The organism is Paramagnetospirillum magnetotacticum MS-1, assembly GCF_000829825.1.
Classification (GTDB): Bacteria; Pseudomonadota; Alphaproteobacteria; order Rhodospirillales; family Magnetospirillaceae; genus Phaeospirillum; species Phaeospirillum magnetotacticum.
Genome location: NZ_JXSL01000028.1, coordinates 183,941 through 199,278 on the forward strand (window position 1 = coordinate 183,941; position 15,338 = coordinate 199,278).

13 protein-coding genes are annotated in these 15,338 nt (G+C 65.8%); 9 read left to right on the forward strand and 4 right to left on the reverse strand.

Annotated elements, in window-relative coordinates; genetic code table 11:
- Positions 1-53 precede the first annotated feature (53 nt).
- Complete coding sequence (locus CCC_RS12445; protein ID WP_009867115.1) at positions 54-620, forward strand: SixA phosphatase family protein; 567 nt, start codon at positions 54-56, stop codon at positions 618-620.
- Between the two features lie 39 nt (positions 621-659).
- Positions 660-2,846 carry a tetratricopeptide repeat protein gene (locus tag CCC_RS12450; protein WP_041041649.1) on the forward strand — a complete coding sequence of 729 codons (2,187 nt, stop codon included), beginning with the start codon at positions 660-662 and terminating at the stop codon, positions 2,844-2,846.
- Here the strand turns inward: CCC_RS12450 and CCC_RS12455 are convergent.
- Genes CCC_RS12455 through CCC_RS12470 form a run of 4 tightly spaced genes read right to left on the reverse strand, consistent with a single transcriptional unit; the run spans position 2,843 to position 6,441 of the window.
- The gene (locus CCC_RS12455) at positions 2,843-3,622 is read right to left on the reverse strand and encodes an SDR family oxidoreductase (RefSeq protein ID WP_009868341.1); all 780 of its coding nucleotides are present in this window, start codon (positions 3,620-3,622) and stop codon (positions 2,843-2,845) included. The two genes, CCC_RS12450 and CCC_RS12455, sit on opposite strands and share 4 nt — an antisense overlap.
- Positions 3,597-4,292, reverse strand: coding sequence for an HdaA/DnaA family protein (locus CCC_RS12460; RefSeq protein ID WP_009868342.1), 696 nt, complete (start codon positions 4,290-4,292; stop codon positions 3,597-3,599). The genes CCC_RS12455 and CCC_RS12460 overlap by 26 nt, the downstream gene beginning before the upstream one ends.
- Positions 4,289-5,365, reverse strand: a complete 1,077-nt coding sequence (locus CCC_RS12465; RefSeq protein ID WP_041041651.1) for an AI-2E family transporter — start codon at positions 5,363-5,365, stop codon at positions 4,289-4,291. Before CCC_RS12465 ends, CCC_RS12460 begins: the two co-directional genes overlap by 4 nt.
- 2 nt (positions 5,366-5,367) lie before the next feature.
- On the reverse strand, positions 5,368-6,441 hold the full coding sequence (locus tag CCC_RS12470) for a DUF2066 domain-containing protein (protein WP_009868344.1): 1,074 nt from the start codon (positions 6,439-6,441) through the stop codon (positions 5,368-5,370).
- A 63-nt stretch (positions 6,442-6,504) separates the two neighbouring features.
- Between CCC_RS12470 and purM the strand changes: the two genes are divergently transcribed.
- The 7 genes from purM to CCC_RS12505 all read left to right on the forward strand — a co-directional run bounded on the left by purM (position 6,505) and on the right by CCC_RS12505 (position 15,337).
- Entirely contained in the window at positions 6,505-7,599 is a 1,095-nt protein-coding gene (gene purM, locus CCC_RS12475; protein ID WP_009868345.1) for a phosphoribosylformylglycinamidine cyclo-ligase, read from the forward strand.
- Positions 7,600-7,601: 2 nt separating this feature from the next.
- A complete protein-coding gene (purN, locus tag CCC_RS12480; protein ID WP_041041653.1) occupies positions 7,602-8,213 on the forward strand; it encodes a phosphoribosylglycinamide formyltransferase in 612 nt (203 codons plus the stop codon).
- Positions 8,206-9,186 (forward strand): glycosyltransferase family 9 protein, encoded by a 981-nt coding sequence (locus tag CCC_RS12485; RefSeq protein WP_009868347.1) that lies wholly within the window; start codon positions 8,206-8,208, stop codon positions 9,184-9,186. Before purN ends, CCC_RS12485 begins: the two co-directional genes overlap by 8 nt.
- A gap of 56 nt (positions 9,187-9,242) precedes the next feature.
- Positions 9,243-9,767 carry an adenine phosphoribosyltransferase gene (locus CCC_RS12490; protein WP_041041655.1) on the forward strand — a complete coding sequence of 175 codons (525 nt, stop codon included), beginning with the start codon at positions 9,243-9,245 and terminating at the stop codon, positions 9,765-9,767.
- A gap of 9 nt (positions 9,768-9,776) precedes the next feature.
- Entirely contained in the window at positions 9,777-11,804 is a 2,028-nt protein-coding gene (locus tag CCC_RS12495) for a sensor histidine kinase (protein ID WP_041041656.1), read from the forward strand.
- Between the two features lie 91 nt (positions 11,805-11,895).
- A complete protein-coding gene (locus CCC_RS12500; protein ID WP_082036604.1) occupies positions 11,896-14,052 on the forward strand; it encodes an alpha/beta fold hydrolase in 2,157 nt (718 codons plus the stop codon).
- A gap of 52 nt (positions 14,053-14,104) precedes the next feature.
- The gene (locus CCC_RS12505; RefSeq protein WP_236686371.1) at positions 14,105-15,337 is read left to right on the forward strand and encodes an ATP-grasp domain-containing protein; all 1,233 of its coding nucleotides are present in this window, start codon (positions 14,105-14,107) and stop codon (positions 15,335-15,337) included.
- Position 15,338 lies beyond the last annotated feature (1 nt).

Below are 15,338 nucleotides of genomic sequence, written 5' to 3' on the forward strand. Positions count from 1 at the left end.
GACGAGGCGTGGTACGCCCCCGTTCATTTATATATCCTGTTCGCAGCCCTGTCATGACCGAGGCGGTTACCGATATGAGAAAACTGTTCCTGCTGCGCCACGCCAAGTCCAGTTGGGATGATCCGGGCATGGATGATTTCGATCGGCCGCTGAACGGGCGTGGGCGCAAGGACGCCAGACGCATGGGACAATACATGGCCCGGCAGGGCTTCCGGCCTGGAATTGCGCTGGTTTCGGGCGCGGCGCGCACGCGGGCCACCTGGGAACTGATCGAGCCCCATCTGGAAGGCGTCCCCGTGGCCATCGAGGGCGAATTATACGAGGCGACCAAGGCGCGATTGCTCGATAGGCTGCGCCAGATGGACGATCACATGGAATCCGTCCTGCTGATCGGCCACAATCCCGGCATCGGCCGTCTGGCCGAGGTGCTGGCAGACCACCACGGCGCCCCCGCCCTGCTGGCCAGATTGGCTGAGAAATTCCCCACCGGCGCCCTGGCGGTCCTCGAACTCGACATCTCACATTGGGGTGAGTTGGAGGCCGGACGCGGATCACTTGCAACCTTCATCAGGCCCAAGGACCTCGAGACGCCTTCACCCGCCGGGGAATCGGCTTTATAAACACCGCGCGCTTTCCAGACAGAGCAGGACCACCGCCCCATGTCCGCAGACCTTCAGTTCATTTTTCGCCAAGGCGTCGGCGCCCTGCAGCAAGGTCAATGGGACGAGGCGGCGCGGCAATTCCGCACTCTGACCACCAGAACGCCCAATGCCCCGGAGCCCCTTTATTACCTGGGCGTCGCCCTGTTGTCGGGGGGCAAGCCGGACGAGGCGGCCGAGGCGCTGACCCGCCTGATCCGCAAGCATGGGGACAATCCCATGGCGCTTAACGCGCTGGGTTCGGCCCAGGCGGCCAGCGGCAGATCCGGTCCGGCTGAAAAGAGCTTCAAGCGGGCCCTCGCCCTCGCCCCCGATCTCAGTGACGCGGCGGAAAATCTCGCCCGCGTGCTGATTGAAACCCGGAGGGCCGGAGAAGCCCTGGCACCGCTCCACGCCGTCCTGGCGCGCGAACCCGGACGCTTCATCAGCCGCCACCTTCTGGGCCGCGCGCTCCGCGACAGCGGCGACATGGAGGGCGCCCTTGCGGCCTTCAAGGCCGTGCTGGACGCGCAGCCCAATTTCACGGCGGCCATCAACGATCTCGGCCTGCTTCACTACGCTTGCGGTAAGGGGGCCGAGGCCCTGGAATGCTTCGAGCGGCTGTTGAAGCTCAACCCGGATGATCATGTGGCGGCCAACAACCGCGCCCTGACGCTTCGGGTCCTCAACCGGCCCGAAGAGGCCGAGGAGCAATACCGCGCCATCCTGAAGCGCCATCCCGACGCGCCCGAGGTCAATCTCAATCTCGGCAAATTGATTGCCCGCACGGGCCGCGCCCAGGATGCGGCTCCCTTCCTCGCAAAGGGCGACTGCATCGAGGCCCGCTGGTGGGATGCCCTGGTGCTTCCCAACCAGTACGAGACTGAGGAGCAGGTGACCAGCTGGCGCCAGCGCTTTACCGAGAAGCTGGACGCCGTGGCCGCGGAAATCCATGCCTTGCCGCCCCTCCAATTACCCGCTCAGGCCGGTATCTTGGAGTTGGACGTCTTCTTCCTGGCCTATCAGGCGAAAGACGACCGCGTTCCAATGACGGTGCTGCGCGGCGCCCAGGCCAAGGTGGCCCAGGCCTGCCACGGCTTTGGCACCCCCGTCCCCCCCCGCCCCGCTCGGCCGCGGATAAGTGTGGGTTTCGTTTCGCAAAGCTTCTCCTTCCATGTGGTGTGCCGCCTGTCGGCCGGTTGGATTCTCGGCCTGGATCGAGACCAGTTCGAGGTCTTCGTCTTCCATACCGGTGCGAAATGGGACCAAGCCACCGAGGCGCTTGCCGCCGGGGTTGAGCATTTCGTGGACGCCCACGCCCCCGTCTCCGAAATCATCCGCATGATCTCAGAGGCGGAGCTTGACGTTGTGATCTATCCGGATATCGGATTGCACCCACTCGTCGACCGGTTAGCTTTGCTGCGGCTGGCACCGGTTCAATGTGCAACCCATGCCCATCCGGTCCCGACCGGCATGCCGACCATGGACTATTTCCTGAGCGGCGAGCTGATGGAGCCGGAAAACTCGGAAGGGCACTATACCGAAAAGCTGGTTTTCCTGCCCCGAACCGGATTTACCCTGGACAGCCCCAAGGTGGACGAGGCCAGCCCTCCCGCGCCGGAGCCAGAACGCCAGGGACCACGCCTGTTCTGCGCACAGAGCATTTACAAAATGCTGCCCCGGAGGGACCATATTTTTCCCCGAATCGTCAAAGCGGTCGGTCCCTGCACCATCGACTTCATCGACCGTTTCGGGACCTATACGGATATCTTTCGCAAACGGATGGAACGGGCCTTCGCCGAGCATGGCTTGAATGCGGACCAGCATATCCGCGTTCTCCCTGGCGTCACATCGGCGGAATTCCTTGGCCTCGTGAAGGCTGCCGATGTGTCTTTGGATACGTTGGACTGGTCGGGGGGCTATACCACCATGGAGGCCCTGGCCTGCGGTACGCCGGTCGTTGCCGGAAACGGACAATTCCTGCGCGGCAATTTCTCCGCTGGCATCCTGCGATGCGCCGGCCTTGGTGAACTGGTCGCCAAGGACGAGGACGCCTATGTGGATCTGGCGGCGCGGCTTGCGACGGATGCCGATTACCGGGAGATCATCTCGAAAAAGATGGCTGAGAATCGGAGCCGAGTCTTCAACGATCCCGGCCCCGTCCAGGGCCTGGCCGACTTCTTGAAATCCGTGACCGGGCGCGCCTAAAGCGTCCCCGGAAAGGCACCCCCATCGATCACCAGATTCTGGCCGGTGATATAGCCTGCCTGGGCGGCGCAGAGATAGACGCAGGCATCGCCGAATTCGGCCGGATCGCCAAAGCGTCCGGCGGGATTGGCGGCGCGGCGCCGCTCCATGGCTTCGTCCAGGGTCACGCCCTGGGCCTTGGCCTGGCCCGTCATGGTGGTGCGCAGCCGGTCCGTGTCGAAGGGACCGGGCAGCAGGTTGTTGATGGTGACGTTATGGCGTGCGATCTGGCGCGCCAATCCGGCCACGAATCCGGTCAGTCCGGCCCGCGCCCCGTTGGACAGGCCGAGTACGTCGATGGGCGCCTTGACCGCCGCCGAGGTGATGTTGACGATACGCCCGAATTTCCGGGCGATCATGGCATCCACCGTGGCCTTGATCAGTTCGATGGGGCTCAGCATGTTGGCGTCCAGCGCCTTGATCCAGGCGGCGCGGTCCCAGTCGCGGAAGTCGCCGGGCGGCGGGCCTCCCGCATTGGTCACTAAGATATCGGGGTCGGGCAGGATGGTGAGCAGAACGCTCCGCCCCTCCGGCGTGGTCACATCCACCGGAACGGTCTTGATGGCGGCACCGGTGGCGGCCCTGATCTCCTTGGCGGCCAGTTCCAGCACATCCGGACGGCGCGCCGCCATGACCACGTTGACACCCTCGCGGGCCAGAGACTCGGCACAGGCGCGGCCCAAGCCCCGGGAGGCGCCGCAGACGATGGCGCTACGGCCCTTCAGTCCCAGATCCATGATCTTCTCCCTCCAGAATGCGCCGGGCCAGGGGCACGGTGACGGCGCGGCGCCCAGCCCAAGCGGCGCGGTCCAGGCGGTCCACCAGACTGGCGGCCGCGGCAAAGCTGCGCTCCATGCGGCCCACCAGGAAGTGAACCACATCCTCGCCGATCCGTAACTGGCGATCATCGAACAGCTTGACCAGAAGAGCGGCCAGCAGGGCATCGTCGGGAGCCAGGATGGAGGCCACCGGCATGGCCAGCAGCCGCGACCGCAGATCAGGCAGCCTCACCGCCCAGTGGGCGGGAGCCGAACGGGCGGTCAAAAGCAGGAACCGGCCCAGTTCGCGGCTTTGGTTGATCAGGTGGAACAGCGCCACTTCGTCGAGAGACGCCCGGTCGCAATCCTCGACCACCAGGACCGGCACCGATTCCAGCAAAGGCCGCGACGAGTCCTCGGTCACCTGGGCGGCCGGAACCAGAATGCCACCGCCGTCACGGGCGAAGAGATGGGCCAGATGGGTCTTGCCGCTGCCCGCCGGGCCGCACAGGATGCTGGCTGGGCCGGGCCAGCGCTGGGGCGCGCCCACCCAGGCATGGGCCTCGGCATTGCAGGGCGCCACCAGAAAGTCCTCGGCGGCCAGAGAGGGAACATGCCCGAAGGCCAGGGGAAGCTGGGCCTCGCTCATGACTTGCTGTAATCGTCCTCGATTCCGTCGTAGAGCGAGCTTTTCATATAGTTTTCCAGGGCGAAGCGGGTCAGCACGCCGATCACCGAGGCGGCGGGCACCGCCAGCAGAATCCCGACAAAGCCGAACAGCGCGCCGCCCGCCAGCAGCGAGAAGATGATCCACACCGGATGCAGTCCGACCCGATCCCCCACCAGCTTGGGCGTCAGGAAATTGCCTTCCAGAACATTGCCGACCAGAAAGACGATGCCGACGCCGCCCAGCAGATGCCACTCGCCACCCTGGGCCAGGGCCAGACCGACACTGGCGATCAGGCCGATCAGCATGCCCACATAGGGAACGAAGGCCCCCAATCCCGTCCCCAATCCGATCATCAGACCAAGATCGAGGCCGGTGAGGGTCAGGCCCACGCCGTAGAACACCGCCAGCACCATGCACACCGTGGCCTGGCCGCGCACGAAACCGGCTATGGTGCGGTCGATTTCGCGCAACTCGAAGCGGATGACTTCGGCATGGTGACGGGGCAGCCAGGTATCCACCTTGGCGATCATATGGTCCCAGTCGCGCAGCATGTAGAAGGTCACCACCGGAGTGATGAACAGCAGGGACAGGATGCTCATCACCGCGATGCCGCCCGACAGAACGCCTTTCAGCACGCCCATGCCCCAGCCCACCGCCGTCCCGGCATAAGAGCCGACCGAGGACCGCAGCTTTTCCAGGTCATCGGCCGACAGATGACGGTAAACCTCTTCCAACAGTGGCATGGCGCGGGTCTGCAAGGCTTCGGCATAGGCGGGCACCTTGTGGACGAAGGTCACGACCTGCTGTTGGATGATGGGAGCCAGCAAGGTGAGGCCCAGCCCCATGATGCCGAAGAACACCAGGCAGATGATGCCGGTGGCCAGGGTGCGCGACAGCCCGGCCCGCTCCATGCGGTCGGCCAGGGGATCGAGGAAATAGGCCACAGCCATACCGGCCACGAAGGGCAGCATCACACTGCGCAACAAGTAGAGCAGCACCAGGAAGACCGTTCCGCCGATCAGCCAGAACCGCAGCCTTTGACCCGAACTCATGCTCATGGCGTCACCTTCAGCCGCATCACCCAGTATCCGTCGTTCCAATCCATCTGGAGCCCCGCCGCCGCCAGGGTGGTCTTGACCTGTTCGGGCTCGCCCACCGTATAGAGCATGATCGCCGCCTCTTCGCGCGACAGGGAGACGATCTCCCAGCGGCGCACCAGGGTGACCCGGCCCAGGCGTTCGCGCACAGCCACCCAATCGTCGAGCCCCTTGAGCGGCACCATGGCCGCCATGGAAGCCGCCCGGTCGAAGGACAGCAGGTTGGATTGCTTATAAGCCGAATCCAGGGTCTGGGCGGCTTCGGCGACCGCGCGGCGCAAGGCGGCATCGGTCCCGGCCTCGCCTATTGGGTAAGAGCGGGTATCGAAAGGCTTCATCACGCCGGGCATGCCGGTGGCGGTAACCTCCACCGTATTGGCGGCGCCGTTGACCATGGCGGTCATCACCAGCACGTCGGGAGTGCGGAACCGCGCGCCCAGCGCCGAGAGCGATTCCACATCGCCAGCCAGGGCCTTTTCCACCGGAACCAGCGGAACGTCGGCCATGTCGCTGGCGGGAATCACCAGGGGCACCAGCGCGCCGCTACCCTGGCCCGCCCAGGCCGCCCGCCAGGGATTGCCCTCCTCCCACAGCAGAGCGCGCCCGGCGCCAATGGGCCGGAAGACCGGCACGATGACCACCGGACGGGGCCGGGGCTCGGCATATTTGATATTGGCGTCGCGCAGCAGCTTCTTCACCGCCACCGGATTGTAGCGCACGGTCAGCGAGGCGATGTAGCGCACCGCCGAGGAGCGCTCGTACTCGATGGCCACGTCGCGCACATATTGAATGGCATCGGCGCTGGGCAGGCGGGCGTGGTCGGCGGGCATGGTGAGCCGTTCGAGCAGACGCCGAAAGCCCGTCCGCTGGGCTTCGTTCATGGCCTGCTCCTTGGCGGCGGCCACGCCTTGGGCGGTAACGTCCACCTCAAGGCCGTGCACGGCGAAGGCATCGGCGGCCCAGGCGGCACCGGGAATCGTCAGGAAGAGACCGAGGACCAGCCAGGCGAGCCGGAGACCGCGAGAAGACATTGCAAACCGTCCGGGATGAAGTATTTTGGCGCACTCAATTTTCGCCGAGACCATACCACACCCATGCCAACGAGGAAGCCCATTCCCGCGCAAGATAAAGCCCAAGGTCTGACCTACCGTGATGCGGGCGTCGATATCGACGCTGGCGAAGCCCTGGTCGAGGCCATCAAGCCGCTCGCCAAGTCCACCGCCCGTTCGGGCGGAGCCGCCGGTCTGGGCGGTTTCGGCGCGCTTTTCGACCTCAAGGCCGCCGGGTTCAAGGACCCGATCCTGGTCTCGTCCACCGACGGCGTCGGCACCAAGCTGCGCGTCGCCATCGAGGCGGGCAAGCATGACACGGTGGGCATCGATCTGGTGGCCATGTGCGTCAACGATCTGGTGGTCCAGGGCGCCGAGCCGCTGTTCTTCCTGGATTATTTCGCCACCGGCAAGCTGGATGTGAAGGCGGGCACCGCCATCGTCTCTGGCATCGCCGAGGGTTGCCGCCAGGCCGGTTGCGCCCTGGTGGGCGGCGAAACCGCCGAAATGCCCGGCATGTATTCCGACGGCGATTACGATCTGGCCGGATTCTCGGTGGGCGCCGCCGAACGCGATGCCCTGTTGCCCAAGGAAGACGTGGCCGAGGGCGACGTGCTGCTGGGCCTCGCCTCCTCGGGCGTGCATTCCAACGGCTACTCCCTGGTGCGCCGCATCGTGGAAAAGGGCGGCCTGTCCTATGACGGCGACGCCCCCTTCGCGCCGGGCGTCAAGCTGGGCGTGGCCCTGCTGGAGCCCACCCGCATCTATGTGAAGAGCTGTCTTGCCGCCATCAAGGCCGGAACAGTCAAGGCCCTGGCCCATATCACCGGCGGCGGCCTGATCGAGAACGTTCCGCGCGTCCTGCCTGAAACCGTTGTGGCCGAGATCGACGGTTCCGCCTGGGCCCTGCCGCCCGTGTTCAAGTGGCTGGCTGCGGGCGGCGGCGTCGCCGCCCACGAAATGGCCCGCACCTTCAATTGCGGCATCGGCATGGTGGTGGTGGTCGCCGCCTCCAAGGCCGACGAGGCCGCCCGCATCTTAGGGCAGCACGGCGAGACCGTGGTGCGCATCGGCCGCATCCGCGCCCGCAAGGATGACGAGGCCCAGTCCCAGGTGCTGAACCAGGGCGAGTGGGTCTGAGCATGAAGAAGAAGGTCGGCGTTCTGGTCTCGGGCCGGGGCAGCAATCTCCAAGCCCTGCTCGACGCCTGCGCCGATCCCGCCTTTCCGGCCGAGATCGCCCTGGTGATCTCCAACGTGCCCGGGGTCTATGCCCTGGAGCGCGCCGCCAAGGCCGGGGTGCCGACGCTGACCATTCCCCACAAAGGGTTCCCCTCGCGCGAAGCCTTTGATGCCGAAATGGACAAGGCCCTGCGCGCCGCCGGAATCGAGATCGTCTGTCTGGCCGGGTTCATGCGCCTGCTGTCCACGCCCTTCGCCGAAGGATGGCGGGGCCGCATGATCAATATCCATCCCGCCCTGCTGCCTTCGTTCAAGGGCCTGCACACCCATGCCAGGGCCATCGAGGCGGGCGTCAAGCTGCACGGCTGCACCGTCCATCTGGTGACGCCGGAACTGGACGACGGGCCCATTCTGGTGCAGAAGGCGGTTCCTGTGTTGGCCTCCGATGACGAGGACTCCCTGGCCGCCCGAGTGCTGGAGCAGGAGCACAAGGCCTATCCGGAGGCGCTGCGCCTGTTGGCCGAGGGCCGGGTAGTGGTCGACGGCAACCGCGCCCTCATCCGCGATGCCTGACCTCCCCAAGCCGGAGACCATCCTGGTCTATGTGGGCCTGGACGCGGTGGGCGACGGGCTGATCAAGCTGCCCTTCCTGCGCGCCCTGCGCGCCGCCTTTCCCACCGCCCGCATCACCTGGATGTCGGGCAAGGGGCCGACGGTGTTCCAAGACATCCTGGCGCCCCTGGTCACCGGCCTGATCGACGAGATTCTGGCTTTCACCCGCATCGGCGAGCGGCCTTTGGAACTGGTGGGCCGCCGCCCGCTGCCCGACCGCTCTTTCGACCTGATCATCGATACCCAGCGGCGGGGATTGACCACCCTGATTCTCAAGCGCATCCGCCACCGGCGCTTTATCTCGGCCACGGCGGGCTATCTGTTCTCCGACGGCAAGCCCGCCGACACCACCCGGCCCGCCTCCATGATCCGGCAGTTGATGCAGTTGGTCGAGGCGGCGGCGGGCCAGCCGGTGGACGCCGACTTCCCCCTGCCCCGCGACCCGGCCATCGAGGCCGAGGCCGACCGCCTGCTGCCCCCCGGCCCGCGCTATCTGGGTTTCGCGCCCGGAGCGGGCGGACGATGGAAGTGCTGGCCCCTGGACCGCTACATCGCCCTGGCCGCCGCACAGAAGGACGCGGTGCCGGTCTTCCTGCTGGGTCCCGCCGAGGCTGAGGACTGGGCCGCGACCATCCGCGAAGCCCTGCCCCAGGCCCTGCTGCCATTGCAGGATACGGCGAGGCTCACCCCCATGCTGACCATCGCCCTGGGGCGCCGTCTGGCGGCGGCGGTGGCCAATGACAGCGGCACCGGACATATGCTGGGCGCCGCCGACATTCCGCTTGTTTCGCTATTCGGGCCGACGGCCGCCGACAAATTCGCGCCTCACACCCGCCGCGCGGCGGTCCTGCGGGCCCAGGATTTCGGGGGCGAGGACATGGAGGCCATTCCGCAAGACGCCGTGGAAAAGGCCCTGGCCCTGTTGTTGCTTTGACCGGGCCTGATGCTCGGTCTACCATACCTTCGCAATCCCAACATCGAGCTTAAGTCATGAATATCAAGGACCACATCCGCGGCGTTCCGGATTTCCCCAAGCCGGGCATCCTGTTCTACGACATCTCCACCCTGCTGGCCCATCCCGATGCCTGGCAGGTGGCCATGGGCCGCATGGCCCGCGAGATCATCAAGTTCCAGCCCGACGTGCTGGCTGGCATCGAATCGCGCGGCTTCCTGGTGACGGCGCCGCTGGCGCTGAAACTGGGCTGCGGCTTCGTCATGCTGCGCAAGAAGGGCAAGCTGCCGGGCGAGACCATCCGTCACGATTACGAACTGGAATACGGCACCGACACCATCGAGATCCAGAAGAACGCCATCGCCGAGGGAAGCCGCGTGGTGATTCTGGACGATCTGCTGGCCACCGGCGGCACCATGGCGGCGGGCGTCCAACTACTGCGCAAGATCGGCGCCCATGTGACGGGCGCAGGCACCATCATCGACCTGGCCTTCCTGCCCGGCAAACAGCGCCTCAAGGAACTGGACGTCCCCTTTACCTGCCTCGCATCCTACGACGATTAGGAGCGGGGGATGCCGTTCGGAGGGCTCGAGTCTGCCTTGGCCGGAATGGCCGTGGGAGCGGCGGCGACGCTGCTCGCCACGGGCTGGCTGAGGCGCGGGCCACCGAAGGGCACGGCCCAGACGCTGGATGCCCAGCGCCAATTGCTCGAGGCGCTGGGCAACAGCCGCGACGGCGTGGCGCTATATGATTCGGCCAACCGGCTGATCACCTGCAACGACCGCTATCTCCAGATGCTTTCGCCGATCAAGGACTCCATCCGGCCCGGCGCCCGTTTCGAGGACCTGATGGCCGAATTGGCCGAGGCCGAGAAGATGGAGGACGGCTGGCTGGCGCGCAAGCTGTCGGGGGGCGGCCTCACCGACGCCACCGCTGGCGACGACAAGTTCCGCGACGGACAATGGATCACCGTCAACGCCTATGCCACTAGCGACGGTGGCCAGTTGCGTATCCTGCGCGACATCACCCAGCGCAAACAGGCGGAAATCGCCCTGGAAGACACGGTTTCGTGGCTGAGGGGGGTCATGGACACGGTGGTGGACGGCATCGTCACCATCGACGAGACCGGAACGGTGCTGAGCTTCAACCCCGCTGCCGAGCATCTGTTCGGCTGGGCTGCCGAGCAGGTGGTGGGGCGCAATGTCTCCATGTTGATGCCTGATCCGCATCAAGGTGCCCATGACGGCTATATCCGCGCCTATTTTTCCTCGAAGTCCGGCAAAGTCGGCGCCAATGGCCGCGAAGTGGAAGGATTGCGCCGCGACGGCACCCATTTCCCCATGGAACTGGCCATCGCCCATATGCACCAGGGCGACATGCTCACCTTCATCGGCGTCATCCGCGACATCAGCGAGCGCAAGAGAAGCGAAAAGGCCCTGCGCGACAGCACCACGAGGCTGAGCCACCAGGCCAACCGGCTGCAGGCCATCATCGACAATATGCCCCAGGGCGTGGCGGTGTTCGCCTCGGATGACGCCTTGATCGCGCTGAATGAATCCGCCATCCGCATGCTGGGCCTGCCCAAGGCCGAGATCACGCCGGGCACCATCGATATTTCGCTGTTCATGGCGCTGCTGGCCGCCAATGACACACCTCCGGGCCACCACTCGGCCCAGCTGACCGCCGACCTTTCCGAAAGCATCCGGGAACGGCCGGAAATGGTCTTCGAACATTTCACCCCCAGCGGCCTGATCATGGAGGTCCGGTCCTCGTCCATGCCGGGCGGCGGACTGATCTTGTCCTTCACCGACATCACCGACCGCAAGCATATCGAGCAGACCCTGCGCGAGGCCAAGGACGAGGCCGAGCGAGGCAATCGGACCAAGAACACCTTCCTGGCCAATATCAGCCACGAACTGCGCACCCCCTTGAACGCCATCATCGGTTTTTCCGAAATGATGAAGCACGAGATCTTCGGCCCCTTGGAACCGGCCAGCTACCGCGCCTATGTGGATGACATCCATGAAAGCGGGATGCATCTGCTGGAACTGATCAACGACATCCTGGACATGTCAAAGGCCGAGGCGGGCATGACCGACCTCATGGAAACGGCGGTGCATGTCCCCGACCTGATCCGGGCCGCGATCCGGTTGTTGAATCGCCGGGCCGAAAATGCCGCCATCAGCCTGACCGAGGATCTGCCGCCCAACCTTCCGACGCTGCTGGCCGACGAAAGACGGCTGCGGCAGATCATCCTCAATCTGGGTTCCAACGCGGTGAAGTTCACCGATGACGGCGGCGCCGTCACCATCGGCGCCAAGGTCACCGAGGCGGGATTCGTCATCCGTGTCGCCGATACCGGCATCGGCATGACGCCCGAGGACGTGCAGCGGGTGATGGAGCCTTTCGTCCAGGCCGATACCAGGCTGTCACGCAAATATGAGGGAAGCGGCCTCGGCCTACCGCTGGCCAAGGCCCTGGTGATCGCCCATGGCGGTACGCTCAACCTGGACAGCCAGCCGGGCCGGGGCACCGTCGTGACCGTGACCTTCCCCCCCTCGCGCATCATCGATCAAAGCGGCTCCGGGGCGGATATCTGATCGCTGGCCGTCGTATAAGCGGCTTCGGACATAGCGGCCTTGCCGCCTTTCGCTGGCCTTCCTAAAGTGAGCGGGAAACATTGGGGGCCGCATGGACATCATCGTACAGGGCCGATCGGTCTTCGCCGCATCCCATGGCGCGGATGGCACGCCTGCGGTGATTCTGGTGCATGGCGCGGGCGGCAGCCATCGCAGTTGGGGAAATCTGGGAAAAGGCCTTGCCGCCCAGGGCTTGCGGGTTCTGATCCCCGATCTGCCCGGCCACGGCGCAACCCAGGGCCCCGCCCTGACCTCCATCGGCGACATCGCCCATTGGCTGGCCCAGTTCATGGCCGCGGCCGGACTTGGCCGCGCCGCCCTGGCCGGACATTCCATGGGGGGGCTGGCCGTGCTGGACTGCGCCGCCCGTCATCCCGCCCTGGTCAGTTCCCTGGTCCTGCTTGGCGCCGCTGGCTCCATGCCGGTCAATCAGGCGCTGTTGGACATGGCCCTGGCCGACACGCCCGCCGCTAGCGCTCTCATCGCCAAGTGGAGCCTGCCCAAGGAGCCTCCGCCCGCCCCCGCCCTGCTGGCCGAAATCACCGTCGGGCTATCGGATTGCGCCCCCGGCGTGCTGCATGCCGATCTGGTCGCCTGCGACCGGTATCAAGAGGGCGAGGCCATGGCCGCCCGCGTCGCCTGTCGGGCAACGGTCATTATCGGCGGGCAGGACCGCATGTCGCCCCCCGATGCCTGCCGCGCTCTGTCCGAGCGCCTGGGCCAGGGGCGCGCCATCGTCTTGGACCCGGCCGGTCACATGATGATGGCCGATCAGCCCGACGCCACCCTGACAGCCATGGTTGACGCCCTTGATCCCGGCCTGGACCCCGGCGATTGGGAAGCCCTTCGCGCCCAGGCCCACCGCATGCTGGACCAAAGCCTGGACTTCATCCGGGATATCCGCCGCCGCCCGGTCTGGCGGCCCATGCCGGGCGAGGTCAGGGCCGCATTCGATGCCGCGCCGCCTCGCGCCGGTCAGGAACTGGCCGCCATCGATGCCGAGTTCCGCGCTTTGGTCGAGCCTTTCGGCTCGGGCAATATTCATCCCGGCTTCATGGGCTGGGTGCAGGGCGCCGGAACGGTGGAGGGCATGCTGGCCGAGATGATGGCCGCCGGGCTTAACGCCAATCTGGGTGGCCGCGATCACGCCCCCATCGAGGTGGAACGCCAGATCCTGCGCTGGATGCGCGACCTGTTCTCCTATCCCGAAACCGCCAGCGGATTGTTCCTGACCGGGGCCTCCATGGCCAATTTCCTGGCGGTGCTGGTGGCGCGCACCAAGGTTCTTGGGGTCGAAAGCCGCCAGGGCCTCACCGGAACAGAGGGACTGACCGCCTATGCCGCCGTCACCGCCCATGGCTGTATCGGCCAGGCCTTCGAGATGAGCGGCCTGGGCGCCAGGGCGCTGCGCCTGGCTCCCACCGATTCCCGGCATCAATTGGACCTGGACGCCTTGCGCCAGAGCGTCGCCGCAGACCGCGCGGCGGGTCTGCGTCCCTTCATGGTGGTGGGAAGCGCCGGAACCGTGGATGTGGGCGCCATAGACGACCTGGCCGCCCTGGCCGATTTCGCCGAGGCCGAGGGTCTGTGGCTGCATGTGGATGGCGCCCTGGGCGCGCTTGGAGTGATGTCACCTGAGTTGACGCCCCTGCTGAGGGGAATCGAGCGCTCGGATTCCATCGCCTTCGACTTTCACAAATGGGGGCAGGTGCCCTATGACGCGGGCTATCTCCTGGTCCGTGACGGCGAGGCGCACCGGGCCGCCTTCGCCTCGCCCGCCGCCTATCTGCGGCGCGAGACCAGGGGATTGGCCGCGGGCTCTTACTGGCCTTGCGATTACGGTCCCGATCTGTCGCGCGGGTTCAGGGCGCTGAAGACCTGGGTCACGCTCAAGGCCCACGGCATGGATGCGCTGGGCGCCGCCATGGCGCGCTGCTGCCGGGTGGCCCGCCACCTCGCCGCCCGGATCGAGGCCGAGCCGGATTTGGAACTGCTGGCCCCGGTGGCGCTGAACATCGTCTGCTTTCATCGCCGGGGGACCGATTCCGCCCGCATCGTCGCCGACCTGCATGAAGCGGGACTGGCGGCGCCGTCAACCACAACCATCGGCGAAACGCTGGCGATCCGCGCCGCCATCGTCAACCACCGAACCCGCGAACATGACGTCGACCGCATGGTTGACGCCGTCCTGGCCGTTCCAGCGAAGTAATACTTAACCTTTTCGGGATAGTCTGTTTCGTCCCATAGCCTAAGGAAATGCCGTGACATCAGGACAGGACAAGCCTTGGCCCCCCGTCTCCATGGGAATGGCCCGGCTGACCACCATGGCCTTCCATGGCGAAAACATGGTTCCGCCTGCCATCGAACTTTTGAAGCGCAGCGAAGCTGATCCCACGGATTCGGCGGCGCTTCTCGACCTGTCCGCCATCCACTTCCTGCTGGGACATGAAGAGGCCGGGCTGGCTTATCAGGAACGCGCCCTGGCCCAGAATCAGGTCTACCGCGACCATTCCGAGACGGCAAGTGAGGATGGTGTCCGGCTGCTGGCCTTCGCCGCGCCGGGCAATCTGATGTCCAACGTGCCCATTCAGTTCCTGATCGAGAATTCGGATATCCGCCTGGACGTGCTTTACGTGGTGCCGGGCCTGGATCTGCCGGAACGGGTCCCCGCCCATGACATGGCCATGGTCATCGCCGGAGAATCCGAGCCCAACCGCGAGGTTCTCGAACGCATCGCCGCCTTCGCCGATCTGTGGCCCTGCCCGCCGGTGCTCAACGATCCGCGCAAGGTGCTGCAATTGTCCCGCGACGGGGTCAGTTCCCTGCTGTCCGGGGTTCCGGGCATCCGCATTCCCGCCACCACCCGCGTCGACCCGGAAAGTCTGGCCCGTCTGGGCCGGGGCGAGATTGCGCTGACCGATCTGTTGCCCGACGGCTCGTTCCCCGTCATCGCGCGGCCGCTGGATTCCCATGCGGGCAAGGGATTGGCCAAACTGGACGATCCTTCGACCATCGCGCTGTATCTGGCCGCCCAACCGGCCGAGGGCTATTACCTGTCCAGCTTCGTCGATTATCGCGGCGCGGGCGGCATGTTCCGCAAATACCGTATCGCCCTGATCGACGGAAAGCCCTTCGTCTGTCACATGGCGGTATCAGCCCACTGGATGATCCACTACCTCAACGCCGATATGCGCGAAAGCGCCGAGAAGCGCGCCGAGGAGGCCCAGGCCTTCGCCACGTTCGACGAGGACTTCGCCGCCCGCCACAAGGACGCCTTCGCCACCATGGCCGAACGCATCGGGCTCGATTACTTCGCCATGGACTGTGCCGAGACGCCCGACGGAGACCTCCTGGTCTTCGAGGCCGATACCGCCATGATCGTCCATGCCATGGACCCGCCCGACATCTTCCCCTACAAGGCCCCGCAGATGCGCCGCATCTTCAAGGCCTTCCAGGACATGCTGCGGCGGATCAAGCAAGACAAGCAGGACTAAT